Origin of the sequence: Streptomyces sp. NPDC091280 (assembly GCF_044768565.1) — a bacterium.
Classification (GTDB): Bacteria; Actinomycetota; Actinomycetes; order Streptomycetales; family Streptomycetaceae; genus Streptomyces.
In genome coordinates, this window is the sequence record NZ_JBIVUZ010000001.1 from 1,173,346 (window position 1) to 1,196,467 (window position 23,122).

General features: G+C 71.2%; 19 protein-coding genes and 1 pseudogene. 11 read left to right on the forward strand and 9 right to left on the reverse strand.

What is annotated here, in order from left to right:
• Position 1: 1 nt before the first annotated feature.
• Positions 2-550 carry a hypothetical protein gene (locus tag ACIQPR_RS05430; RefSeq protein ID WP_403642212.1) on the reverse strand — a complete coding sequence of 183 codons (549 nt, stop codon included), beginning with the start codon at positions 548-550 and terminating at the stop codon, positions 2-4.
• 337 nt (positions 551-887) lie between these two features.
• On the opposite strand from ACIQPR_RS05430, the gene ACIQPR_RS05435 reads away from it, so the two are divergent.
• A complete protein-coding gene (locus ACIQPR_RS05435) occupies positions 888-1,493 on the forward strand; it encodes a hypothetical protein (protein ID WP_403642215.1) in 606 nt (201 codons plus the stop codon).
• 14 nt (positions 1,494-1,507) lie between these two features.
• Here the strand turns inward: ACIQPR_RS05435 and ACIQPR_RS05440 are convergent, their stop codons facing one another.
• Positions 1,508-6,646 (reverse strand): CHAT domain-containing protein, encoded by a 5,139-nt coding sequence (locus ACIQPR_RS05440; protein WP_403642217.1) that lies wholly within the window; start codon positions 6,644-6,646, stop codon positions 1,508-1,510.
• 218 nt (positions 6,647-6,864) lie between these two features.
• Here ACIQPR_RS05440 and ACIQPR_RS05445 point away from each other — a divergent pair, with 218 nt between their 5' ends.
• The 5 genes from ACIQPR_RS05445 (at position 6,865) to ACIQPR_RS05465 (ending at position 12,032) form a co-directional block, all read left to right on the forward strand.
• Entirely contained in the window at positions 6,865-7,542 is a 678-nt protein-coding gene (locus ACIQPR_RS05445) for a DUF3168 domain-containing protein (protein WP_403642219.1), read from the forward strand.
• Between the two features lies 1 nt (position 7,543).
• On the forward strand, positions 7,544-8,218 hold the full coding sequence (locus ACIQPR_RS05450; RefSeq protein WP_403642222.1) for an RES family NAD+ phosphorylase: 675 nt from the start codon (positions 7,544-7,546) through the stop codon (positions 8,216-8,218).
• A gap of 335 nt (positions 8,219-8,553) precedes the next feature.
• On the forward strand, positions 8,554-9,246 hold the full coding sequence (locus ACIQPR_RS05455; protein ID WP_403642225.1) for a VWA domain-containing protein: 693 nt from the start codon (positions 8,554-8,556) through the stop codon (positions 9,244-9,246).
• Between the two features lie 2 nt (positions 9,247-9,248).
• Positions 9,249-10,436, forward strand: a complete 1,188-nt coding sequence (locus tag ACIQPR_RS05460; protein ID WP_403642228.1) for a protein phosphatase 2C domain-containing protein — start codon at positions 9,249-9,251, stop codon at positions 10,434-10,436.
• Positions 10,437-10,439: 3 nt separating this feature from the next.
• Positions 10,440-12,032 carry a hypothetical protein gene (locus tag ACIQPR_RS05465; protein ID WP_403642230.1) on the forward strand — a complete coding sequence of 531 codons (1,593 nt, stop codon included), beginning with the start codon at positions 10,440-10,442 and terminating at the stop codon, positions 12,030-12,032.
• A 48-nt stretch (positions 12,033-12,080) separates the two neighbouring features.
• Here the strand turns inward: ACIQPR_RS05465 and ACIQPR_RS05470 are convergent, their stop codons facing one another.
• The 3 genes from ACIQPR_RS05470 to ACIQPR_RS05480 all read right to left on the reverse strand — a co-directional run bounded on the left by ACIQPR_RS05470 (position 12,081) and on the right by ACIQPR_RS05480 (position 15,200).
• Entirely contained in the window at positions 12,081-13,253 is a 1,173-nt protein-coding gene (locus ACIQPR_RS05470) for a hypothetical protein (protein WP_403642232.1), read from the reverse strand.
• Between the two features lie 82 nt (positions 13,254-13,335).
• Entirely contained in the window at positions 13,336-14,211 is an 876-nt protein-coding gene (locus tag ACIQPR_RS05475) for an ABC transporter permease (RefSeq protein WP_403642235.1), read from the reverse strand.
• Positions 14,208-15,200, reverse strand: a complete 993-nt coding sequence (locus ACIQPR_RS05480) for an ATP-binding cassette domain-containing protein (RefSeq protein ID WP_403642238.1) — start codon at positions 15,198-15,200, stop codon at positions 14,208-14,210. The genes ACIQPR_RS05475 and ACIQPR_RS05480 overlap by 4 nt, the downstream gene beginning before the upstream one ends.
• 103 nt (positions 15,201-15,303) lie before the next feature.
• On the opposite strand from ACIQPR_RS05480, the gene ACIQPR_RS05485 reads away from it, so the two are divergent.
• The gene (locus ACIQPR_RS05485; protein ID WP_403642241.1) at positions 15,304-16,077 is read left to right on the forward strand and encodes a TetR/AcrR family transcriptional regulator; all 774 of its coding nucleotides are present in this window, start codon (positions 15,304-15,306) and stop codon (positions 16,075-16,077) included.
• 4 nt (positions 16,078-16,081) lie between these two features.
• Here the strand turns inward: ACIQPR_RS05485 and ACIQPR_RS05490 are convergent, their stop codons facing one another.
• A complete protein-coding gene (locus ACIQPR_RS05490; protein ID WP_403642244.1) occupies positions 16,082-17,074 on the reverse strand; it encodes a WD40 repeat domain-containing protein in 993 nt (330 codons plus the stop codon).
• A 79-nt stretch (positions 17,075-17,153) separates the two neighbouring features.
• Here ACIQPR_RS05490 and ACIQPR_RS05495 point away from each other — a divergent pair.
• Positions 17,154-17,819 (forward strand): annotated as a pseudogene (locus tag ACIQPR_RS05495) (SGNH/GDSL hydrolase family protein); the annotation flags it as partial.
• Between the two features lie 71 nt (positions 17,820-17,890).
• On the opposite strand, the gene ACIQPR_RS05500 reads toward ACIQPR_RS05495, so the two are convergent.
• Positions 17,891-18,679, reverse strand: a complete 789-nt coding sequence (locus tag ACIQPR_RS05500; RefSeq protein ID WP_403642246.1) for a Stf0 family sulfotransferase — start codon at positions 18,677-18,679, stop codon at positions 17,891-17,893.
• 144 nt (positions 18,680-18,823) lie between these two features.
• Here ACIQPR_RS05500 and ACIQPR_RS05505 point away from each other — a divergent pair, with 144 nt between their 5' ends.
• Together ACIQPR_RS05505 and ACIQPR_RS05510 are read left to right on the forward strand one after the other, a co-directional pair.
• Positions 18,824-19,411 carry a Uma2 family endonuclease gene (locus tag ACIQPR_RS05505; protein WP_403642249.1) on the forward strand — a complete coding sequence of 196 codons (588 nt, stop codon included), beginning with the start codon at positions 18,824-18,826 and terminating at the stop codon, positions 19,409-19,411.
• A gap of 44 nt (positions 19,412-19,455) precedes the next feature.
• Positions 19,456-20,448, forward strand: a complete 993-nt coding sequence (locus tag ACIQPR_RS05510) for an aldo/keto reductase (RefSeq protein ID WP_403642252.1) — start codon at positions 19,456-19,458, stop codon at positions 20,446-20,448.
• A gap of 203 nt (positions 20,449-20,651) precedes the next feature.
• On the opposite strand, the gene thpR is transcribed toward ACIQPR_RS05510, so the two are convergent.
• Entirely contained in the window at positions 20,652-21,209 is a 558-nt protein-coding gene (gene thpR, locus ACIQPR_RS05515) for an RNA 2',3'-cyclic phosphodiesterase (RefSeq protein ID WP_403642253.1), read from the reverse strand.
• A gap of 26 nt (positions 21,210-21,235) precedes the next feature.
• Between thpR and ACIQPR_RS05520 the strand changes: the two genes are divergently transcribed.
• Positions 21,236-21,748, forward strand: a complete 513-nt coding sequence (locus ACIQPR_RS05520) for a GNAT family N-acetyltransferase (RefSeq protein ID WP_403642255.1) — start codon at positions 21,236-21,238, stop codon at positions 21,746-21,748.
• Between the two features lie 15 nt (positions 21,749-21,763).
• On the opposite strand, the gene ACIQPR_RS05525 is transcribed toward ACIQPR_RS05520, so the two are convergent.
• The gene (locus ACIQPR_RS05525; protein ID WP_403642946.1) at positions 21,764-23,035 is read right to left on the reverse strand and encodes an MFS transporter; all 1,272 of its coding nucleotides are present in this window, start codon (positions 23,033-23,035) and stop codon (positions 21,764-21,766) included.
• Between the last annotated feature and the right edge of the window lie 87 nt (positions 23,036-23,122).

The window sequence follows — 23,122 nt, forward strand, 5'->3', positions numbered from 1 at the left end:
GTCAGTCCTTTCCGTGTGCTCCGTCCGCGCGCGTCAACGCGTCGATGACCATACGGACGGCGAACTCCGGGTCGTCCGCGACGCGGTTGACGTGTTCCGCGAGGAGGAACACCGTGGCCTCCAGCGGGGTCATCTCCTCCTTGGTCCAGTCGCCGTACTGGCGGCGCCACAGGTTGGGGCTGAGGCCCGTGCCCGCGGCGATGGTCAGGCCGGCCATCATGGGGACGGCCTCGGGCGGGCAGCTCCTCGGCATCATCCGCATCGTGGCGACCAGCGTGGGCACCACGTACTCGACGACGTCCTTGCCCTGGCTCTCGTGGGCCTTCCGCAGCCAGGTCATGAACATATAGATGAGCGTGCAGGCGCCGTTGAGGAGATCGTCGAGTCCGCCCGGGCCCATGGACGCGATCAACTGGTCCATCAGCGCCCGCTCTTCGGGGTCGGTGCCGGACCTGCCGTCGTGGACGGACTTCAGCCGGGAGTCGATCATCATGAGGACCGCTCCGACGTCGCCGACGGGAGCGTACTTGGGGTCGCAGGACGTTGACACGGGCCGCCTCCTCGATCGGCCGCGCTGAGTGACGCGGCGCGTCCGCAGAGTAGTCGGAGGGGGCGGCGAGGTGTGGCGGCTTCGTCGGTTCCATGGCAACCAAGCCGGAAGTTGGATTTACGGCGCCGTGGGCCACAACTGTTCGGCGTGAGCAGACCCGAGCAGAGGGCTGAGCCGAGCTGGGGCGGGTACGTCCCATCCAGGACAACAAGGGCAGTTCGACCGCACAATGACGTCGGGCGAGTGGGGACGAATCGACCCAGAGCCGGATCGGTGAGGCATGCCCAGCAGGCACCTGTATCGAGCGGTGAGCGGACGGAAACCGGGGGAGAGCGGCGTGACGCAGTCTTGGTTGGCACTTCTCGTGGCGCTCGTCGGCGTGGGCGGCACACTGAGCGCGGCGCTGGTCACCCAGGTCAGGGCCGACCGTGTCAAGCGGCTGGAGATCGACACCCTGCGCGGACAGCACGCGGCGGACCGGGCACACGCCGAGCGGATGCGAGCGCTGGAGTTGGCGGACGCCCACGAGCAGCGGGCCGAGGCGCGCCGGGCCGAGGCACACGCCCGGCTGCGCTCCTGTTACGTCTCCTTCAACGCCGCGGCCCGGCAGTATCAGACCACGCAGGTCAATGTCGTGCACGCACTGCGCACCGGCACGGACGTGACCAGTCACGTCGAGGCCATGGACGAGGCTCGCACCGCCTTCCGGGCGAGCTACGCGGAAGCGCAGATGCTGTTGCCGGGCTCGGTCCTCGAAGCGGCGTCGGCGGTGAGCCGCAGGCTGAATGACCACTACGGCGTGCTGAAGAAGTCCCTGTCCGACGTCTCCCGCCCGCCGGCCCCGCCCGAGTGCGGGCAGCGGGTCCAGTCCGCTTGGACGATGCTGACCGAACTACGCCGGACGATGCGCCGGGACCTGCGCATCGACGAAGCGGAGCCCTGAGCCGCCCGGTACGGCTACTGCCCGTGGTGGGCGAAGGCGGACCACACCTCCAGTTCGTCCATGCCGCGCTGCTCCGCCTCCCTGAACACACCCTCGCACGCGGCGAGTTCGTCCGGCACGGTCCGATGCGGGTCGAGCATCCACAGCTGGGCGGCCCGCAACGCGTCTCCGGCCGGGTCTCCGGCGCGCAACCGGTGATGGAGGACGAGCATCAGCGCGGTCGTCCTCGGATCGTCGGCCACGTCCCATCGCGACCCGACCACCGCGGTGGCGCCCGCGCTGAGGAAGGCCGTGGACAGCGTGAGTGCCTCGTCGTGATCACTCACCGTCAGATCGCTGGTGCAGTTGGCCAGGACGACCGTCCCTCCGGGTGTCCCGGGATCCCGGTCGACGGCTCCCGCGAGCACGTCCGCGACCGTGACGCACTGCCCGGCGGTGAGTCGGAGCACCGAGTCCGCGGGCGAAATCCCCGTGTCCGCATGGCAGTTGACATGAAGCACAGCGGTCGGGATCCGACCCTGGCCGGGCAGGAACGCCCTCAGGGACTCCGGGGTGGGAGGCAACGGCGGCCGCGCGGCGGCGGCGTGCTCGCCGAGGCCGCCGACGACCCGTGTCCCCTCGTACAGGGAGCCGACCAACGCCGCCTCCCGGTGCATCCGCCAGGAGCCCTGCGGGTCCGCGACCACAGCCACCGATGCCGCGCCGAGCCGAGCGCGGGGCCGGTCGGCCACCTCCGTGAGCTGGCGGGCTGTGGCACCGTACCGAAGTGCCGCCCGCTGGCACGCGTAGGCCGCACCGGCCCGGCCGTCCGAACAACGGGCCGCATGCCAGGGCACCACACCGAGCGCGCCAACCGGCGCCAGCACCAACCTGGGCGTACGGCCGTACCGAGTGCGGGACGCGGACAGCACGGGACCCATCGCCACCTCGCCCGCCCAGGAGCACAGCGCGTCGAGCGCGTCCCGCCACCGCTGCTCCAGGCGCGCGAGTCGGCGCCGGTGATTGGTGTGCATGACCTCCGGATCGCCCTCGGCTGGCCGGTCGTCAGCGCGGGCGGCGCTGCGGAACGCCTCGGCGGCGCAGTCGTAGGCACCGAGCGGGTTGTCCGCGGATACGACGAGGCCCGGCAATGCGAGTGCCTCCACCACGCCGGTGGCGCTGACGATCACCGCGTGTCCGGAGGTGGACGGGCCGCTGGTGCCCGTGCCCGTCTCCGTGTCCTCGCCGGGCACGAGGTAAACCAGCGCGTCGCGCCCGAGCCGCCGTAACGCCTGGCCGACGCGGCCCGGACTCGGCGCGGACACCAGCCGTCTCTCGGCGGCGCTCCCGGCGAAGGCCTGGAGGACCTGACGGCGCAGCCCGTCGGAGATGACATGCCGTCCGCCGCCGGCCGCCGCTTCCTCCCAGCGGCGGGCCAACTCTCCGTGCCCGTCGTCGCGCAGCAGTTGCGGCACTGTGACGCCGACGGTGGCAGCGTTGAGGACGAGCCCGCGTCCGAGTTCCAGCGCCTCGTACGCCGTGCCGGGCTCCTCGTCCTCCAGACTCCAGCGCACGAGGCGGAGCATGTCGGAGGCGACCGCGCGGGCGGACTCCAGAGCGTGTCCCGTACCGGACTGGAGCAGGACAGCCCGGCCGTGCGCGTGCAGCAACGTCCGGGCCGTGTCCCGTGCGTCCCGGCGGTGTCCGACGTCAGCGGGACCGTGGGCGCGGTGCGCGTCGGCGAGCGCCCGGAGGACCGCCCGGGCCAGCGGATCGCCGGGGGCGGTGTGCAGCACCGCCGACCGGTCGCGCAGCACCCGCAGCGCCCGGCCGAGATCGGCCGTGTCACCGCCGCGTCGGTGGCGGGTCAGCAGCAGGACACCCAGGCCGTACGCGCAGCGGCTGCGGGAACCGTGGTACCCGTGCGAGCCGTGCTCGGTCTCGGTGTCGAGCACGGCGACGGCACGGTCGAGCAGGGCGTCGACAGCATGGTCGTGAATGCGGTGCGGGTCATCGGCTGCGGTGACCCGCGCGCCCTGCGCCTGGTACAGCTCGCAGAGGGTCGCCGCGGCCCTGAGGAGCAGGCTCGGGCGCTGCATGCCCTCGTCCGGACAGTCGGCGGCGACGCCGAGGAGTTCCTCGGCGGCGGCTCGCGCGGATGCCTGGTCTCCTGTGGCGACGGCGTGCTCCGCACGGAGCCGAATGAGCTCGCCGTGCAGGGCTGGGCGCCTAGGGTGCCTCTCCGGGAGCGCGCGGAGTGCGCCCTCCGCGCCCGCGAAACCGTTCGGAGTGAGGTGCCCCAAGGGTCCCGAGAAGACCACCGCGATCAGTTCGGCGCGGAAAGGAGCCGTCCGCTGCTGGGACGTCGGCCGGAAGAGGCGTGCGGTCACCCGCGGGTCACCGGCGGCCACGAGGAGATCGGACAGCGGGGGCAGCACCACGTCCTCGGGCGTGCGTTCGAGAAGTGCGCCGTAGCCGCGGGCGGCGGCGTCGAGGTCGGTGCGGTCGCCGAGAATGAGGTGCCGGTCCAGGAGCAACCTGGCCAGGAATTCGGCGCAGCGGTCCGCGAGGGCGGTCTCGGCGGAGACCGGGACGCCGGCCGAACCGAGGGCGGCCACCGCCCTACGCGCGAGGGCGACAGCGGTCTCCAGGTCCTGGCCGGCACGGTCCCGCAACCAGCGGTGATGGTGCAGCACGGCCAGGGTCGCGGCAGCGGGCGCGCTCAACGGTTCTTCGATGCCGACCAGTTCCGCGACCCGGACGGCCGGAAGCGCGAAGGGGTCGGGAGTACCGTCGCCGAGCAGGACAGCCGCGCCGAGGTCGAGCACCGGGACCGCGGGAAGGGCCGCCGGGCCGCCGAACGCGTCCGGCCCGCTACGGTCGTGTGCCGACTGCCGGTTCTGCGGGGCGTGCGCGCCGGCGGCCGGTGACCGGTCCCTGGCCTCCGGTGTGCCCTCAGCTTCCGGTTCGTCACCTGAAAAGCTCAGGAGGAGCCCGAGCAGCCGCTGTACGTCGCCCGAACCGAGCCGGTTCAGGGCGGCCACCATGGGTGGACGCAGCGGCGATTCCTTCGGGAGCAGGGTGATCGCCTCCTGGAGCGCGAACCGCGTGGCCTTCCGCTCGCCGTCGGTGGCCTCACCCGCCTCCTCGACACGGAGCCCGAGAGCACCCCCGATTCCCAGCATGATCACCCGCAGGCCGGTCGCCTCGGCCTCCAGCCGGGGCGTGCTCCGCAGCAGCCGTTCGGACCAGGCCCGGGAATCGGCAACGGAGGGTGGCATGTTCGGGGATCGCAGCAGCCGCACCATGACGGAGAGGAAGGCGATCAGGGGCTCCTCGTCGCCGGACGAGCTGAGCAACGCGTCGAGCAACTGGACGTCGTCCTCGACCGTCGGGAAACCCGACACATCGGGCAGTACCGGGTCGTTCCGATCGGCCGCCGCGCGCACGAAGGGTTCCGTGTACCAGACCTGATACATCAGGGCGATGAGGAACGCGCCCCTGAAGTCGTCGTCCCCCAGTCCGGCGCGCTCGGGCAGACGTTCCATCGCGACCCGCATGCAGCGCAACGCCTCGCCCAGCACCTTGGGTTCGGCCACGGGCAGCCGGCAGGCGAAGTCCAGCAACAGCGCGACCCCCAGGAATCCCTGTGCGTAGAGGTGGAGTTCGTCGTCGTGCGGGTAGAGCCCCGTCCCGCTGCGCAGGAGGTCGACGGCCTCGCGTACATCCCTCACGACGTCCGGCGCGGTGCGTTCGATGGCGGTGACGGATTCCGGCCGCCCACCCTTGACGGCCTGTTCGGCCACGCCGTAGGCCAAGGGCAGTCCATGTCGTACGGCACGCTGCCCGAGGACGATCGCGGCCTTGAGCACGGCCTCGGCGCGGTCGTCGTCCTCCGGTCCGATGAGGGGTACGAGCTGCCGCGCGCACACCGCGAGCCGGTCGTGCTCGCGGTCGCCCAGCACGCCTTCCGAGAGGTCGAGCCAGAGCAGTTGGACGAGAGTGTCGAAGTACGCGACGAACTCGTCGTCCACCGCCGCGCCAAGGGCCCCGGGCCTGGCCGGGTCCGCCGAGCGCGCTGCGGGGTGCGCCGCCAGCACCGCCTCCACCAGCGCCACGGCGGCCTCACGGTCCTGTGCCGGAGTGGGATCGCCGACCCGCTGCGCGCTCCGGTTCTCCTCGGAGCGCGAGCACAAGGCGTGGACCAGCCCCTTCTTCAGCCCGAGCGCGCTCTCGTCCTTGAGGCCGGGACGAGCGAGCGCCGCCCTGTACCAGTCGACGGCGCAGCCCTGATGGCGCTGGGCGGTGGAGAGTTCGAGCAGCAGGTCACACAGGAGCGTGCCCAGCTCCACGGCACTCTCCGGGTCGTCGCTGTCGAGCAGCTCCGATGTCAGGCCGAGGAGGGTGGCCGCCTCCTCGGCGCCGACCTCGGCCGTGGCCGCGGTGGGGTCGGCGCGGACGCGGTCGTCGAGGTCCAGAACGGAGAGCTGTACGAAGTCGAAGGTCACTACGGGCTCCAGCGAGGTGTCGAGATCGTCGGCCGCCCGCGCGGCTCCGAGCAGGGCGATGGCATTTCGGCGGTCGGCGAGCCGTTCGGGGTTGCGGTGGTCCGCGCAACGCGACCGGTCGGACAGGACGAGGCCGAGGACGGCCCGGCAGCGGGCGGGGTCGGCGACGAAGGGGTGGTCCGGTCCGTCCAGGAGGCCGCCCAACAGCCGCACGATCAGTTCCACGTCCGCCTCGCGCGCCGGGCCGGGCACCGAACGGCTCCAGCGGTCCGCCACGTGGAAGGCCCACGCGCAGGTCAGGTCGACCTTCGCGAGACGCTCGGGTTCCGGCCCGCCGTCGCCGCACACGTCGGCGGCGAGCGTGCACACGGTGGCGAACCGCTCCCGCAGGCGACCGAGCCGAGGGTCGGCCGGTTCCCGCGCGCAGCGCATCGCTGCGGCCTCCAGGGACATCTCGTACAACGCGTAGCGCTGCTCCACGTCCGAGACCGTGTCGCACAGTGAGGCGAGCAGGTTCTCGGCTTCCCGCAGTTCCCCGGGGACCGGCCCTGGGGCCGGCTCCCGTCCGGCCGCTTCCGCCAGGAACCGCTCGGCGGCCTCCAGCAGCCGGGCCACTCGCTCCAGTGGCTCCTCCTGGCCGGTGCCGCCCATTCCGTTCCCCGCCATTCCCCACCCCGATTCGGCATATGCCCATTCCGCACCCTGCCGCCGTGCACGGCCCAGGGCGTTCCCCGCCGGTCTTCCGGGCGCAGCTCCGGGACGAGCTTCTGGAATTCTGTTCGACCGGCCCGACGAATGCTGTCCCAATTATCAAGACCGGTCAATTGCCAAAAGAACGGTACCTCACTACCGTACGGATCCATCCCGATTCCCGAGGGGGGCGCATGGACGAGGACGAGGCACGACTCATCAGCGCGCTGACGAGAGATCGGCAGGGGATACGAGAGAAACTCACCCCGGAAGACCGGAACCAACTCGACGTATTGCTCGACCTGGCCGCCGAAGGGGGCGACGAGCGGCGGCAGCGGGCAGTGGCCCGTGCCGTCGCGGCCCATCTGCGCGCCTCGCTGCCCGAGGACGAGGTCCGAGCGGTCGAGCGGCGGTTCACCGACACGACATCACCCCTGCCGCACGTACTGCTGGCCTCGTTCGCCTCACTCGGCGACCCGTCGACTGGACCGCACGCGACCGGGCCGACCCCGCCGGACGACGCGCGGGCCCAACCCTCTCCGTACGAACGGCTGTTGGCGGCACCCGCGCTCTCCGAGGACGACCTGAGGGAGAACTTCGGTGTGGAGACGACCGCCCCCGAACTGATCAGGCTGCGGCACCACGACGGCACCGAGGGGCTGCCGGCCTTCCAGTTCGACGGCTCAGGCCGGCCCCGGGACGTGGTCGTAGCCGTCAATCGCATGCTGGGCGCCGCAGAGGATCCCTGGGGAGTGGCCGACTGGTGGCTCGGCCCCAACCCCTGGCTGGCCGCGCCCCCGGCGACCCTGCTCGGCAGAGGTCTGGACGGACAACTGCTCGCCGCGGCGAGCGTCGTGGGAGAGGAGGACTGACATGGCCCGAGGCGCACGACTGCCCGATATGGGCACGGCCGAACCGAGGCGGGTCGACTGGGAGGCCGGCCGGATCCTGCACCGGGTGCACTCACGCAAGCGCGAGGCGGTCGAGTTCAACCCCACGCCCCAGGACCACCACTTCGGGGGCGGCCGGTTCGACAGCACCCCCAACGACCACTACTCCTACCTGTACGCGGCGCCCGAACCGACGACGGCGCTGGCCGAGAGGCTGCTGCGCGACATCAGCTTCGACGGCACCAGTCCCACCCGTGTCCTGCCGCGCAGAGAACTGGAGGGCAAGCGGCTCTCTCAGATCCGGCTGGCCCGCGACGTGCCACTGCTGTCGCTGCACAGCCTGTTCGACCTCAATGCCGTGCAGCAGGAGGACGACTGGCTGGTGCGCTCCAAGCCCGCGGAATACGCCTTCACCCGCCGCTGGGCGCACTGGCTTCGTGCCGAGGCCCCCTGGGCGCAGGGCTTCCTCTACGGGTCGCGGCTCTCCTTCCCGGCGATGTCACTGGTGCTGTTCGACCGCTGTGCGCACAGCGATCTGCTGGAGCCCACCGACGAACCCGCACGCGACCTCGACGATCCGGACGGCGTGCGGTGGGTCGATGAGCAACTGAAGGATTTCAAGGTCAGGGTCGGGCCCCCGGACGACACCGGGGCCTGACGCCGCCCCGACGGCCTGTCCGCGAGCGTGCCCCGCAGCGGCAAAAGCCGGGCGCCTTCCGGGCTCTTTCCGGGTATTTGGCCGAAACCGCAGACCGACCACCCGCACACGTGCATACTTTTTCATCAGTAACTGCCCGGGCTACCACAGCCGCACCTTTCGGCATGTTCCATTCCGAATGCAACGGGGTCCATTCGCCTTCGGCGCCGACAACACATTGCTGCGCACATTCGGGCAGTCAAACAGGAATGGAGAAAGCGCGCCGTTCTTGCACGGCGGCACTTCTTGCATTTCCTGCTTTCCCTCCTCGATCACCGAGCCACGTCAGGACAGGAATGTCTGAATTCTCGAACGTCGAACGCCCCGCCGTGTTTCCCGTCTGCCTCTGTATCGATGTCTCGTACTCGATGGCGGGACCGCCGATGGCGGCTGTCAACGAGGCCCTCCCCGAGATCAAGTCGGCGGTCAAGAGCGACCCTGCCACCGGCGAGATCGCACGGCTCGCCGTGGTGACCTTCTCCGACCGGGCCAAGGCCGTCCTGCCCCTGACCGACATCGCGTACGCCGACATGCCCGTGCTCTCACCGGAGGGCGGGACCAACTTCGACGAGGGACTGCGCGCCTCCGGTGACGCGCTGCGCGACGGCATCAAGGGCCTCGGCAAGGGCAGCGCCTACCACCAGCCGGTGATCTTCTTCATCAGCGACGGCGAGCACAACGCGGGCGTCGACTGGACCCACACCCGGAACCAGATCACCTCCAGGGACGACAAGTACGGGGCGCAGATCGTGAGCTTCGGCTTCGGCCAGGCGAACCGGGACGCCATCCAACGGGTCTCGACGGGCTTCGCCTTCTTCACCGACGAGAGCGACCCGGGCACGGCCGTACGCGAGATCCTTCGCACCGTGCTGAGAAGCATTCGGACCACCTCCAGCAGCTTCTCCTCGGCCACGGGCGGCGCGCTCTCGGTGCCGCTCGACGGCACGAAGCTCACGCAACTCCCGCTCGACCAGCGCACGGTGAACTGAGCGTGCCACTGTTCAGCCGGCGCCGGGCCCGGCACGCGGTTCAGGAAGCGGACGACCGCGGCGGCGGGAACCCTGCGGCAGACCATGGTGCCGTCGTCCCGGGCGCGGGACCCACGACGACGGACGCCGGCCCGGCTCGGTCGGACATGACCGAGCCGGGCACGGCGGGCGGGACGCCCATGGCCGTGGACGAGCCTGAGGCCACCGCCGTGGACAGCGGCCCCGCGTCGGACGTCGTGCGCGCGCCCGGCGCGCCCGATGCCGACACCGACGTCCGCGCATCGGCAGGAGCGAGTACTGCGGCCCTCGCGCTTCCGTCCTTCGCCCCACCTCGCACCCTGCCCACCGAGGCGCCTCATGTGGGCGAACACCTGCAACCGCTTCCGTTCCCCCGCCTCGCGCCGCTCACGACGTCGCTCCCTGGGCTGAGGGCCGACGGCGGGCTGCTGGGCGACCGCTGGCTGGGTGCGGCGAGCCTCGCCGGGCAAGCGCACCTGAACGGGGGCACCACAGCACAGGACGCCTACCAGTTCACCCTCTCCGACGACGGCTCACTGCTCGCCGCCGCTGTCTGTGACGGCCTGGGCTCGCGTCCGTCGACCTCGCAGATCGGCGCGACCCTCCTGGCGTCCCTGCTGTGCGAGATGGCCCGTACGGTCACCGTCGGACAACTCGCGGCCGACCCGCAAGCCGTCCTGGGCGGTGTCCTCGGCGCGGCGTGCGCGCGGGTGGCGGAGTTGCGCGCGGCCGGGATGCCCGACGTGACGGACCGAGACCTGTCCTGCACGGCCGTCCTGGTACTGCTCCCGGCCACGGGCACCGGCTGGGCCGTCCGGGTCGGGGACTGTGCGGTGATGCGGCTGGCCAAGGAGGAGTGGGAGACCGTGTTCCCCCGCGACGGCGGACCCGTCAACCGGGTCTCCGCCGCGCTGCCCCACCCCGCCGCGGCGGAGATCGCCGAGTACGCCCCGCTGGCCGAGGAGGGTCCCGGCGACCGTCTGATCCTGGCATCGGACGGGTTGGCGGAGGACGCCTTCGGCTCGCCCGCGGTGCGCGCCTGGCTCGCCGAACGCTGGGCACGGCCCTGCGACGCCGTCGCGATGGCCGACTCACTGCGCTACCGGCGCCGTGGTTCGCACGACGACCGGACCGCTCTCGTGGTGTGGTCACGGCAGTCGCGGGACGGATGACCGATGCGCGCCATCACCAGCAGGCTCGGCCGCAGATACCAGGTCGAGTCGCAGCCCTTCAACAAAGACGGCGGCCAGGGGCTGCTGTACCGCTGCACGGACCAGGACGGGGTGAAGCGCGTCTACAAGGAGTACAAGGCTCCCGTGTCCTCGTCGTCCGAGGTCCACCGGCTGCACGAGTTGGCCCTGCTCGGCCTGGAGGCCGTGCGTCGGGCCGAGAACGGCCGTGGGTCAGGGGCGCGCGGCGGCCTCGCCACGACCGCCGAATCCTCCATCAATTGGCCCATCGACGTGATCCACGGCAGGAACGGTGATGTGGCGGGCGTCGTGCTGCCCCTCATCCCGCCATCCTTCATGTTCACGGACCCGGCCGGCCGTTCGGCGGCCCGTACGCTCGACTTCCTCTATCTGGCCCGGGCCGAGCCGCCGCCGCCCGCGGCATGGGTACGCCTCGGTGTACTGCTGCGCGTGTGCGACATCTTCAAGGAGTTGGAGGATCTCAAGCTCACCCACGGGGACTTGTCCGCGAAGAACCTGGTGTGGCGCGAACAGGACACACACGCCTATCTGATCGACTGCGACGGGCTGACCTCGTGGAGCACGCCGGCCACACACGGGGTCGCCACACAGGAATGGACGGATCCCCGTCGCATGGCCGACACGATCCCGGCGCACGACCGGTTCAGCGACCGGTTCGCCCTCGCCCTGGTGCTGTACCGCGGCCTGTTCCTCAACCCCGGTGGTCCTCGTTGGCCGGAAGGACACCGGAAGGGGCGGTGGATCAAGCCCTCGGGGTTCCCTGCTCGGCTGGACCCGACGCTACGTCAGCTGTTCAGCCGCGCGCTCGACGACCCGTTCGCGACGAACACGCGTCCCAGCGCGGCCGAGTGGCACGGCGCCCTGCACAGAGCCTTCCTCACCACCGGCCGCACGCCGTCCTACCGTGACGACGCGCTGCGCGTCCTGGACGATTACGCCGCCCAGCATCGGCGGGGGGTCCAGCACCAGCGGGCGACCTCCGGACCAAGACAGACCCCGGCGAACCACGGCCTGCCGCTCCAGACGCCCCGCCCCCACCCTCAGCCGCACATCACGCCGCCCGCGCAACCGGTACCACCGGCGACCCGCCGACCGCAGCCGCCCGCGCGTCCCCGCCGAAGCGGCGCCACACCGTGGGTGGCCGGGGTGCTGGTGACAGCGCTGGCACTGATCGGCGGTGGCGTGTACTGGTTCAAGAACAACCACACCGACCCGTCCACCGCGCTCCCGCTCCGGGCAGGGCCCCCCTGCCCCACCACCGTGGCCGCCCGCATTCCTGACGGCAGCGGAGCGACACTGCTGCACACCTACACGACCGAGTGGAACCTCATCCGGTTGTGCGAGACCACGAGCGGAAAGATCTACTACGACGGCTCCTGGCTTCACCCGGACGCCCGCCACAAGAAGTCCGAGGAGATCACCATCCCCGCCGAGACCACCACGGACGGCTACCAGGCACGCAACCACGGGTACCTGTACGTCATCAAGGACGGGTCGGTCATCATCCACCAGCCCAAGGGCGGGACGAAGAAGTACCGCCTCACGGAGGCCGACTGAGCGCACGGTGCCCGGCCGTCGTCACCGTCGCCGTCGCGCCGTCCGGGCTCACCGCTGTCGCGCGGCGAGTGCGTCCAGTACGGCAGCCGCGCTGACGGGATTGCGTGTCACCAGGTGCACCGACCAGTCGGGGTCGGCCGCGAGGGCGATCTCCAGCGCCCCGAGAACCGCCTCCACGCTCTGGCGGGCGGCAAGGCCGCCGCGCCCGGCGCCGAACAGGGGCAGGGCGACGGACCGCAGCGGGAGTCCGCCGGAATCCCGCTCCTCGCCCGCCAGCCTGAAGACACGTACGACCGCCTCGGCGACGGCTTCCGGTGCTGTCTCGTAACCGTTCCCGGTCGCGCAGGGGGTGGTGACCGCCGCGTGGAAGATTCGGCGCACGCCACGCGCCGCCAGTGCGCCCGGCGGGGTCACCGCCACGGTGCCGAGGGCCACGGGCAGTCCGGACGGCACCGAGGTCTCGGTCCAGGTCCGGAGCTGATGCGCGATCACATCGTCCACGATCCTCCCACCGGCGTCCTTGGTCGCACCGGCCCGTCGTAAGCTCCCCGAGACCGTGCGGCGGAACGTCTTGGACATCTCGAAGTAGATGTTCTCCGACGACACCAGCACGTCGACGTCCTCGATCAGTTCGATGGGCGCGACATGCAGGGTGACGGTCACCTCTCCATGCGGAAAGCGCGTGAGCACCGGATGCCGACCCGCCCGCACGGGCTCGGGCGGGCATGACGGCACGGGCCCCGGGCCCGTCTCACGTGTTTCAGCGGCCGGCCCCGGCGTCGGGTCGAGCAGGACGGTTTCAGGTTCGGCTCCCGCCAGGATCGCCTCGGCGACCTGACGGATGAGCAGCTTCTCGTGGTGTTTGCGGAACCTGTCGAAGCCGATGCCCGCCATGCCGACAGCCTTGTCCCGGCGCGCCTTGCCCGCCAGGGCACGTGTGCCCGGCAGGAGACCGAAGGTGATCAGGCCCACCTCGCGCTGTTCGGGGTCGAGCCCTTCGACCGCGTGAAGCAGTGCCTGTTCCACCGCGGCCGTGTCGACCTCGCCGTGCCTCGGTACCGGCCGTGTGTCCGCGCCAGCGGACCGTGCGAGCACTCGCGGCAGTTCGACGAGTGCCGCCTCGTGCAACCGCAGCAGCCCGAGCGCGCGAATCCTGTGCAGTTCCTGGCACAACGTGTCCACCGTCGCCGCGTACCGCCCCGGCACGTCCCCCAGATCCATGTCCGAAAGCATGGTGGTACGGCTCCCGCCCGGCAACGGAATCCGCCGAACTCACGCCCCGGGAAAGGACGCGGAGGAACATCTACCGGCTGAGCCTGCGGAACCTCCGTACCGCCAACGGCAGGAACACCAGTGTCAGCGCCGCCGGCCACGCCCCGGCGAGCAGCAGCGCGTGCCGCTCCGGCCAGGACGTGCCCTGGCCGGTCGGTGCGCCGAAGAGGGCGCGGGTGGCGCCCGCCGTGGAGGAGAGCGGGTTCCACAGGGCGGCCCGGCCCAGCCAGTGGGGCATCTGCTGGGGGGAGACGTAGATGCTGGAGATCATCGTCAGCGGGAAGACGATCGCGAACAGGCCGCCGACCTGTTCGGGGCCGGGCAGGAGGAGGCCCAGCCAGACTCCGACCCAGATGAGCGCGAAGCGCAGGGCGAGCAGCAGGAGCACCGCCCTGGCGAAGCCGAAGCCGTGGCCGAAGAGGGGGCCCGTGCCGAAGTCCGGGCGCCAGCCCATGCCGTAGGCGGTGGACATCATGATGCCCAACTCCGCGCAGGACACGATGAGATCGGTCGCGCCGCGGCCCGCCACCACCGCGGACGGCGCCATCGGCATCGAGCGGAACCGGTCGATGACGCCCTTCTTGGCGTCGTTGACGAAGATGGTCGCCGTGGAGACGAACCCCATGGCGACGGTCATCACGAACATCCCGGGCATCAGGAACGCCTTGTAGTCGCCGCCGCCCGGCACCTGGATGGCCTTGCCGAAGACGTATCCGTACAGCAGCACGGACAGGATGGGGAAGCCCAACTGCCAGAGGATGCTGACGGGTTGGCGCCGGTAGTGGGTCAGGCCGCGCCGGACGACGTTCCAGCAGTCGGCGACCGTCCAGAAGAGACGGCCGTGCTGCGGTCGTCTGCGGTAGGTGCGTCCGGTGCCCTCGGACGCCGTCGTGACACCGCCGCTCATACCGCGGCCCCCTCGATCTCCGGTTCCGGCGCCGGTTCCGCTTCGGTACGGCGGCCCGTCAGCCGGAGGAACACGTCGTCCAGGCTCGGTCGGCGCAGGCCGATGTCCTCCACCGGGATGCCGTAGTGCTGGAGGAAGCGGGCGACTTCGGTGAGGGAGCCCACCCGGTCGGCGACCGGTGCGTGGACCTTCAACTCCGCGATGTCCGCCTCCGGTTCACCGCCGTGGGCGACCCTGGCCACGGCCTGCAACGCGTAGGGGACGTGGGCGGGTTCGCGGACGACGACCTCGACGCGGTCGCCGCCGACGCGGTTCTTGAGGCCGTCGGGGGTGTCGTCGGCGATGGCCCGGCCCTGGTCGATGACGGTGATGCGGGAGGCCAGCCGGTCGGCCTCCTCCAGGTACTGGGTGGTGAGGAGGACCGTGGTGCCGTCGGCCACCAACTGCCGTACCGCTTCCCAGACTTCGCCCCGGCTGCGCGGATCGAGGCCGGTGGTCGGTTCGTCCAGGAAGAGGACGGCCGGAGCGAGGATCATCGACGCGGCGAGGTCCAGCCGGCGCCGCATGCCGCCGCTGTAGCCGCCGGCGCCCTTGTCGGCGGCGGCCTCCAGATCGAACTGGCGCAGGAGTTGGGTCGCCCTCAACTTGGCCCGCCTACGGCCCAGATGGAAGAGACGGCCGAACATCTCCAGGTTCTGGCGGCCGGTGAGGATCTCGTCGATCGCCGCGTACTGGCCGGTCAGGCCGATCCGGGAGCGCACCTGGCGCGGCTGCCGGGCCACGTCGAGACCGGCGACGGTCGCCCGGCCGCCGTCGAGCCGGACGAGGGTGGAGAGGATGCGCACGGCGGTGGTCTTGCCGGCGCCGTTCGGGCCGAGCAGACCGTGCACGGTGCCCTCGCGGACGGCGAGGTCGAAGCCGTCGAGGGCGCGCTTGTCGCCGTAGCGCTTCTCCAGCGCCTCGGCCTCCACGACGTGTCCGTGGCTCATGGGTCCCTCCCTCCCTGGCGGCCTGCGTGCACCGTATCCGATTGCGCGTACGGTGTACTCGGTTTCGGTTCAGGGGCCCGCACTCCGGACCTACACTCCCCCCATGACGAGCGGGCCGGTGAGCGGCGGTCAGGAATCCAGCGGCGGCGGTGACATCGGCCGCACCCTCGAACTGCTGTGGGACACCGGCCCGCGCCCCAGCCGCGGCCCCAAGCCGGGCCTGAGCGTCGACCGGATCGTGGACGCGGCCATCCGCGTCGCGGACGGGGAGGGGCTCGACGCGGTCTCCATGCGGCGCGTGGCCACCGACCTGGGCACGGGCGCGATGTCGCTGTACCGCTACGTCCCCGGCAAGGCCGAACTCCTCGACCTGATGCTCGACCGCGTCCGCTTCCCCGCGCCCTCGGCGGACGGACCGGTCACCGGCGGCTGGCGCGCCGCCCTGGAGACCGCGGCCCGCGACGCCCTCGCCGTCCACCGCCGCCACCCCTGGCTGCTGCGCGTCAACCAGTCCCGGCCGCTGCTGGGCCCGCGCGCCCTCGCCACCCTGGAGCACCTGCTCGGCCGGATCCGCCCCATGGGCCTGACCGACCCGGAACTCGTCTCGACGGTCGTCATGATCGACGGCTATGTCGTCGGCGCCGCCCGCACCCAGGTCCACCAGGAGGAGGCGGCCCGCTCCACCGGCCTGAGCGACGCGGAGTTCTACGGCGCCCAGGTCCCGGCGCTGGAGAAGGCCATGGCGACCGGCGCCTATCCCACCCTCGCGTCCCTCTCCCCCGACACCTTCGCCGCCGGCTTCGACCACTTCGAGTTCGGACTCGGCCGCATCCTGGACGGCCTGGAGGTCCTGGTCCGGCAGCGGTCCGCGCGGTAGGGATTCAGCCGCGCCGGGTCAGTCGCCGCAGCCCGATCACGGCCCCGCAGACGATCAGGACGGCGACGGCGCCCACCTTCAGGTTCTTTCCCGAGCCGCCGCCGTCGTCCCCGCTGGCCGAACTCCCGCTTCCGGACGGCGACTTGGACGCCGACGAGGCTCCGTCCGGCGCGTCCTCGGCCTGCACCGGGCTGTCGGTGCCCTCGCTGCCGTACATCAGCTTGGTGCCGTCCGCGGAGTAGCTGATGGACTCGCCCTGGCCCTGCAACGGCACGTCGAGGCGGCCCTCGCGCTTGATCCTGCCGCCGTTCCAGTCGTAGTAGATGCCGCCGAAGTAGCCGCGTACGGCGAGCTGTTCTCCGTTCGGCGAGAAGGCCGCGTCGGTGGCCCAGAGGTCGACGGCGGCGACGGGCTTGAAGTAGTTGGTGCCCGAGGTGGAGAGCTTGGCCGGGCCCTCGAAGAGATGCCCGCCGTCCTCCTTCTTGTCGATGATGTAGACGCGCCCCGTCTTGGGGTGCACGACCAGCGACTCGGCGTTGCGCGCCCCGTTCGAGTACTTCACGACGTACTGCGTGGCGCGGATCGTCTGGTCCTTGAGCACCTTCGGCTCGGGCAGCTGGTAGATCCAGACGTGCGGCCAGGTCCCGTCGAGGTTGTCGCCGATGTCGCCGACGTAGATCTGGTTGTCCGGCCCGATGGAGATGGCCTCGACGTCACGCGGCTTGCCGACGCCGCTGAAGGTGACGGTGGCGACCGTCCTGCCGGTGGCGCTGTCGACGGCGTAGATGTACGGGCCGTCGTCGCTGTCGTTGTGCGTCCAGTAGATGCCCGGGTGGAGATGGGAGGCGGCGAGGCCGCTGGACTCGGTGATCCGGGAGTCGGTGATCGTGAACCCCTTGTCGCCCTTGCCGCCGTCGGCGGAGGGTGCTGCTGCTGCGGGCAGGGCGAGCGCGCCGACGAGGAAGCCGGCGCCGAGGAACGCGAGGAAGCGACGCATGCCCCCAAGCCTGCCATCGTGGCGGGCCTCACACTCCACCGGCTCCGGCGATCGGCCGTTGATCGTCCATCATGAGCGGATGCTCAGGTTCATGCCCGTAGGCGACTCCATGACGATCGGGAGCGCGGGCGAACACACATGGCGCTACCGGATCTGGCAGCATCTGCGCGCGACCTACGGCGGCCCGTTCGCCGTGGTCGGCCCGCGCGAGACGCTGTACGACAAGGCGACGGACACCCCCACGTCGTACGAGTACGCCGACCCCGACTTCCCGCACTTCCACCTCGCCGGCTGGGGCGAGGGCTGGCTGCACATGGTCCCGCTGATCGGCGGGGCGGTGCGCGCGCACCGGGCGGACGTGCTGCTGGTCTCCCTGGGCCTGATCGACCTGGGCTTCTACACGAACGCGGCCCAGACCGCCGAGAACCTGCGCGCCTTCGTGGCGGAGGCCCGCGCCGCGAGGCCCTCCGTCCGCATGGTGTTCCTGCCGGTGATCCCGAACGTCCGCGCCCGCACCGACGCCCCCTTCGCCGCCGAGGTCGCCCTCTTCAACGAACTCCAGGCCAAGGCCGTCGCCGACCTGGACGACCCGCGCTCCCCGCTCCTGCTGGCCTCCGTCCCGGAGGCGTACGACATCAACCACGACACCTACGACGGCACCCACCCCAACACCTCCGGCGAGCACCGGATCGCGGGGGCGTTCGCGGCGGCGATGCATCAGGCGTGGGGGATGGGCGGGGAGTACGGCGAGGACAGTGCGGACGGCGGGGACGGCGGGGAGGACGACTGGGACTCCTCGTCCGGCGCGGCCGACGGTCACAGGGGCGGGGGCGGCAGCCGGTACCGGGCGGCCCACTCCTCGTTGAGGCGGTCGGCCTGGCGCTGATGGCTGGGGGTGATGCGGCGGCCCGCGGGGAGCGTGAGCCCTAGGTGGTCGAGGACGCGGAGGGTGACGGCCTCCGGGTCCGCCGAGAGGTCCTCGTAGCGGACGCGGTACGGCTCGACGCCGTGGCTCTCGAACCAGCGCCGCCAGCCGGCGTCGTGCTCCTCCACGGTGCGCAGGATGCGGGTGACGGCGTCGCGGTCGTAGGAGGGCCGACCGGCGGCCGAGGCGGACCGGGCGCCGCCGATCTCGCCCCTCCCGCCGACGAACCAGACGCCGGTCTGCTCGGCGCGCAGCCAGGACACGGCCTGCGCGAGGGTGTCGTCCCGGCGCAGATGCACGAACCGGAGGCGTCTGCCGAACTCCCGTTCCAGCAGCCCGACTTCGTCCCCGGCCAGGTCAGGGTGCAGGTCCGCGAGGCGACTTGTGAGTTCGGCGTGCGTGCCCCACATGAGCTTGGCCCCGAAGACCCCGTTGCCGGTACGACCCGCCGCGAGCGCGGCCCGCACGAAGTCGCCGTAGTCCAGGGCGTGTTGGGGGGTGTGGGCGACTCCCCAGCGCTCGGCCCACGCCGCCTCGTCCGGCGACCGGAAGTAGGCCTGCGGGTGTCCGGCGACCCCGGTGGAGTCGAGGAGGCCGAGGAGGAGGGAGCTGCCGGTTCGGGGGGTGGCGCAGATGAAGTACGCGTCTGTGTCGATGTCCTTGTCCGTCGGTCGGGTCACGGGGACAGGGTCGGGGGCCGGCACCGAGGGGGCAACCGGATATCGACGGCCGATGGCGTGATCACTCCGTATCCCGGTCACCGTGCGTATCGTTGTACCGCGCGGCTGCACTTGTGTGGAGGGCGGCCGGGGAGGAGCGCCACGATGACCGTCCTCGAAGACAGGATCGCGATGGCCAAGAGCGACGACGAGATCACGCTCGACGAGTGGTTCGAGCGGATCGAGAAGATGCCCGCCCCCGAGGGATACAAGGTCGAGATCGTCGAGGGGACCGTCTTCATGTCGCCACAGCGGGACACGCACTGGGAGATCATCCTGGACATCGTCGAGCAGCTACGGGCCAAGTACCCCCGGAAGCGTGTGAAGTCCGATGTCCGTATCGACTACCCGGGCCACCTCAACGGATTCGCGACCGACGTGACGGTGATGACCGAGGGTGCCGAGAAGACGGAGGGCGGGGGCTGGCGCCACCAGGACGTCGAGTTCGTCGCCGAGGTCATCTCCAAGGGCACCGCCGCCAACGACTACGGTCCGAAGAAGGCCGCGTACGCCCTCGCCGAGGTCCCCGTCTACGTCATCGCCGACCCCTATCAGGGCCGCTGCCACATCTACACCCATCCCAAGGGCGACGACTACACGACCGAGACGAAAGTGGCGTTCGGGGACGACATGGATCTCACCGACACCGTGGTCGGCCTCACCCTCAAGACCGACGAGTTCCCCCGCGACTGACCCCCCTTGCATAGAGCGCACTCCAAGACGTTGGCTGGGTGCTCATGAAGTACACGCAGCTCGGACGCACAGGCCTCAAGGTCAGCCGACTGGTCCTCGGCACGATGAACTTCGGACCGCAGACGAACGAGGCGGACAGCCACGCGATCATGGACGCGGCGCTGGACGCGGGCATCAACTACTTCGACACCGCCAATGTCTACGGCTGGGGCGAGAACAAGGGCCGCACCGAGGAAATCATCGGCAGCTGGTTCGCCAAGAGCCCCGCCCACCGCGACAAGACAGTCCTCGCCACCAAGGTCTACGGCAACATGGCCGCCGAGGGCGACGCCTGGCCCAACCACGACAAGCTCTCCGCCGTGAACATCCGGCGCGCCGTGGACGCCAGCCTCAAGCGGCTCCAGACGGACTACATCGACATCTACCAGTTCCACCACATCGACCGGGCGACGCCCTTCGAGGAGATCTGGCAGGCGATCGACACCCTGATCCAGCAGGGCAAGATCCTCTACGTCGGGTCCTCCAACTTCCCCGGCTACAAGATCGCCCAGGCCAACGAGGTCGCCGCGCGGCGCGGCGGCACCATCGGGCTGGTCAGCGAACAGTGCCTCTACAACCTCGCCGAGCGCCGCGCCGAGATGGAGGTCATACCGGCCGCGCAGGAGTACGGCCTCGGGGTCATCCCCTGGTCGCCGCTGCACGGCGGGCTGCTCGGCGGTGTGATCAAGAAGGAGGTCGAGGGCGGGCGCCGGGCCGGTGGCCGGGCCGCCGACTCCCTCGCCAACACCACCATCCGCGCCCAGATCCAGGCCTACGAGGACCTCCTCGACAAGCACGGCCTGGAGCCCGGGGAAGCCGCCCTGGCCTGGCTGCTGACCCGCCCCGGCGTCACCGGCCCGATCGTCGGACCGCGCACCGCCGAACAGCTCGACTCCGCGCTGCGCGCCGTGGAGCTGGAACTGAGCGGGGAGCTGCTGGCCTCACTGGACGAGATCTTCCCCGGTCCGGGGCCCTCGCCGGAGGCCTTCGCCTGGTAGTCGGCGCCAGGGCAAGCGCCCCTTCAGGGGCGCGGGGAACTGCGCGGCCAGCCCCCGCGGACGCGCACCCGGCATCGAGCGCGCAGTCCCCCGCGCCCCGCCCTCATTTACCGAGCGCCGCGGCGAGCCCCACGACAACGAACAGCAGCACAAGCACACCGGCCATGATCCGGTTCCGGGTTTTCGGGTCCACGGACCCGAGCCTAACCGGCCGCGCCCAGCGGCCGGCGGGCGACCGCCTCGTACCGCGGCTGCTCCCCCGGAACACCGGACCCCGGCAGGTTGCTGCGCACGAGTACCAGTTCGTCCACCGTCCACTCCCGTCCCGCGAAGTCGTCGAGGCGGTCGAGATACGGGCGGACGTCCCGCGCGTCCCGGCTGCGGGCCAGGGTCAGGTGCGGGCGGTAGCGGCGGTGCTCGCCCGTCGTGGCCGCCTCCTCGCAACCGTCCGCCAGCAGGCCCAGGGCCGTGACGTCCCCCGCCGCTCCGGCCCACAGCGCCCGTCCCTGCCCGAACTGCCCGCCCCCGCGCAGCGCGAGAGGGAAGGGTGCGCTGCGGCGCGCGGTCCGCTCCAGGGCGGCCGACAGTTCCGGTACGGCGTCGTCGTCGACCTCGCCGTAGAACGCGAGGGTGAGGTGCCAGCCCGGGCGGCCGGTCCAGCGCAGTTCGTCCGCGCCCGGCAGGCGTCTCAACTCATCGACCCGTGCGGCGAGTTCGGCGGTGATGTGCTCCGGTGGCAGCACGGCGGCGAAGAGTCTCATGGGGCTCAGCCTGCCACCATGGACGGATGACCATCAGCATCAGGGACGGCGGTCCCGAGGACGTTCCCGCGATACTCGGCATGCTCGACAGCGCCGTGGCGTGGCTCGTGGCGCAGGGGCGGACCGGGCAGTGGGGCAGTACGCCGTGGTCGGAGAACCCGAAGGCGGTGGCGATGGTGCAGCGGTACGTCGAGGAGGGCTCGCCGTTCCTCGCCGAGATCGACGGGGTTCCGGTCGGCACGCTCACCCTCACCGAGGCACCGGGGTCGTACGTCGAAGCCGTCGACGAGCCCGAGCGGTATGTGCATCTGCTGGCCTCCGACCGCCGGTTCAAGGGGTACGGCGTCGGCAGCGCGCTGCTGGCGCACGCGGCGGAGGTGACCCGGGCGGCCGGGATCTCGCTGCTGCGGGTGGACTGCTACGCGGGCGACGACCGCAAGCTCGTCGCCTACTACGAGGCCAACGGGTTCACGGCGACGGAGGCATTCGTCGTCGGCCCGGACGACTGGCCGGGGCAGGTGCTGGCCCGCAGGCTGTAGCACCTGCCCCAAGTGTCAGGCCGCCGCGGTCAGTCGCTCCCGCTGCCTGGGGACGAAGGCGAGGCTCGGGTGGCCGTGGTTCCAGCCGAACGACAGGCGCAGGTCGCCGATCCGGGCCAGGACCAGGCCGATCGTGGCGGCGGCCAGGGCCGCGACCGCGCCGCCGAGCGCGAAGCTCACCCGCGGGCCGTAGGCGTCCGTGATCCAGCCGACGATCGGTGCGCCCAGGGGCGTGCCGCCCATGAAGACCATCATGAACAGGGCCATCACCCGGCCGCGCATGGCCGGGTCGGTGCCCATCTGGACGGCGGTGTTGGCCGTGACGTTGACCGTCAGGCCCGCGATGCCGATCGGGACCATCAGCAGGGCGAACAGCCAGTAGGAGGGGGCGACCGCGGCCACGATCTCCAGCAGGCCGAAGGCCGCCGCCGCCGCGATCAGGACGCGGAGGCGGGTGGTGCCGCGGCGGGCCGCGAGCAGCGCGCCGATCAGGGAGCCCACCGCCATCAGGGTGTTGAAGAGGCTGTAGGCGCCGGCGCCCGCGTGGAAGATGTCGTCGGCGTAGGCCGACAGCCACACCGGGAAGTTGAAGCCGAAGGTGCCGATGAAGCCGACGAGGACGATCGGCCAGATCAGGTCGGGGCGGCCGGCCACGTAGTGCAGGCCCTCGCGGAGCTGGCCCTTGCCGCGCGGGGCACGCTGTACGGCCGTCAGTTCACGGCCGCGCATGAGGAGCAGGCCGGCCAGCGGGGCGACGAAGGACAGGCCGTTGAAGAGGAACGCCCAGCCGGTGCCGACGCCGGTGATCAGGACGCCCGCGACGGCGGGGCCGACCAGGCGGGCGGACTGGAAGTTCGCCGAGTTGAGGCTGACCGCGTTCTGCAACTGCTCGGGGCCGACCATCTCGGAGACGAAGGACTGGCGGGCCGGGTTGTCGACAACCGTGGCGAGGCCGACGGCGAAGGCGGCGACGTAGACGTGCCAGACCTGGACATGGCCGGAGAGGGTCAGGAAGGCGAGGGCGAGACCGGTCAGGGCCATCGCGGACTGGGTGACGAGGAGGGTGGGGCGCTTGGGCAGCCGGTCGACGAGGACACCGCCGTAGAGCCCGAAGAGGAGCATCGGCAGGAACTGGAGGGCGGTCGTGATGCCCACGGCGGCGGAGGAGCCGGTGAGGCTGAGGACCAGCCAGTCCTGGGCGATGCGCTGCATCCAGGTGCCGGTGTTGGAGACGACCTGGCCGATGAAGAAGAGGCGGTAGTTGCGGATCTTCAGCGAGCTGAACATCGAGGACTTGCGGGGGGTGTCGGGTGCGGGCGGGGAGTCGGGGGTGGCTGGCGCGGGGACGGAATCTGCTCCGGGTCCCGAACTCAA